Origin of the sequence: Streptomyces coryli (assembly GCF_011044975.1) — a bacterium.
In the GTDB taxonomy this organism is placed as follows: domain Bacteria; phylum Actinomycetota; class Actinomycetes; order Streptomycetales; family Streptomycetaceae; genus Streptomyces; species Streptomyces coryli.
On record NZ_JAAKZV010000508.1, the window covers coordinates 1 to 1,720 of the forward strand.

The following is a 1,720-nucleotide window of genomic DNA, read 5'->3' on the forward strand; positions in this document are numbered from 1 at the left end:
GGGCTTGGTCTGCCGGGTTCCCGATGCCGGGTTCCGGTTCGGCGGTCGGGAGGCGAGGGGGTTAGGGGAGGGCGCGAGGGCCGTCAAGCGAAGTAAGCCTGCGCCGCCCGTACCCCCTCGGCCAGCGCGTCCACCTCCGCCGCCGTGTTGTACACGTACGGCGTCGCGCGAGTAGTCGCCGCCAGCCCGTATCGCCGGATGATCGGCCGTGCGCAGTGGTGTCCTACGCGTACGGCGATGCCCCGCGCATCCAAGACCTGCCCCACGTCATGCGGATGGATCCCCTCCACCGTGAAGGACACCGCCGAGCCGCGGTCAGCCAGATCCGTCGGGCCGACGATTCGTACGCCCGGGATCTCCTGAAGCAGGCCGAGAGCACGAGCCGTCAGCTCGTCCTCATGGGCCGCCACCGCCTCCATGCCGAGGGTCGACAGGTAGTCGATCGCCGCCGCCAGGCCGATCGCCTGGGCTGCCATCGGGACGCCTGCCTCGAAGCGTTGCGGAGGCGGGAGGAAGGTGGAGTGGTCCATCTCCACCACCTCGATCATTGAGCCGCCAGTGAGGAATGGGGGCAGGTCCGCCAGGAGTTCGCGCCTGCCCCACAGCACGCCGATGCCCATCGGGCCGAGCATCTTGTGGGCGGAGAAGGCGAGGAAGTCCGCGCCCAGCGACGCCACGTCGACCGGGCGGTGCGGGACCGACTGGGCGCCGTCGACCACGAGCAGCGCGCCTACCGCGTGGGCGCGGTCGGCGAGTGTACGGATGGGGTTGACGGTGCCGAGGACGTTGGACTGGTGGGTGGCCGCGACCAGTTTTGTCGACTCGTCGATGAGGGTGTTGAGTTCCGACAGGTCGAGGCGGCCGTCGTCCGTCAGGCCGAACCAGCGCAGCGTTGCCCCTGTCCGCTCGGCCAGCTGCTGCCACGGGACCAAGTTCGCGTGGTGCTCCATCTCCGTGACCACGATCGAGTCGCCGGGGCCGATGCGGCGGGCGTTCTCGAGGGCGTACGCGACGAGGTTGATGCCTTCCGTAGCGCTCTTGGTGAAGACCACCTCGTCGGCGGCGGCGCCGATGAAGGCCGCGACCGTGGCGCGGGCTCCCTCGTACAGCTCGGTGGCCTCAACCGAGAGCTGGTGGGCGCCGCGGTGCACGGCGGCGTTGTGGTTCAGGTAGAAGTCCCGTTCCGCGTCCAGGACTTGGAGGGGTTTGTGGGCCGTGGCGCCCGAGTCGAGGTAGACCAGGCGGGCGCCGTCGGCGACCGTGCGGTCCAGGATCGGGAAGTCCTTGCGTACGGCGTCCACATCGAGTCCCACGACGCTCTTCCTCTCACGCTTTCTTGCTTGATTGGCCGTGAGGGACGCTAGACCTCCTCACGGAGAATCGCAAGCGTTAGCATGAGGCTGTGCCTGCTGTGGATGACGAGAGCCCCTACTTCCTGCATCACCTCCCCGTGCCCGGCGAGGAGCGCTACGCATCGGTCGCCCTGGTCAATACGCGTTTTACGAGCAGCCACGGCGCCGTGGACCTGCTGGAGGACACCGAGGCGGGGCACCTGTGGCTGGTCCGCCAGGAGCTGCTGCCCGACAAGGCCGCGCTGAACGGCCGGCGGCTCGGCCGGCTGATCAAGCTCCGCGAGGCCACCCGCGAGCTCTTCGCCGCCCGCGCCGACGTGACCACCCCGCCCGCCGCCAGCCTGACGACCCTCAACGATGCCCTCGCC

Annotated in this window: 2 protein-coding genes; one reads left to right on the forward strand and one right to left on the reverse strand. The window is 69.5% G+C overall.

Annotation, left to right across the window (positions count from 1 at the left end; all coding sequences use genetic code 11):
* Positions 1–83: 83 nt before the first annotated feature.
* Positions 84–1,313, reverse strand: coding sequence for a SufS family cysteine desulfurase (locus G5C51_RS41775; protein ID WP_165246125.1), 1,230 nt, complete (start codon positions 1,311–1,313; stop codon positions 84–86).
* Positions 1,314–1,402: 89 nt separating this feature from the next.
* Between G5C51_RS41775 and G5C51_RS41780 the strand changes: the two genes are divergently transcribed.
* The coding region (locus G5C51_RS41780; protein ID WP_338118512.1) for an ABATE domain-containing protein at positions 1,403–1,720 on the forward strand (318 nt) is incomplete at its 3' end.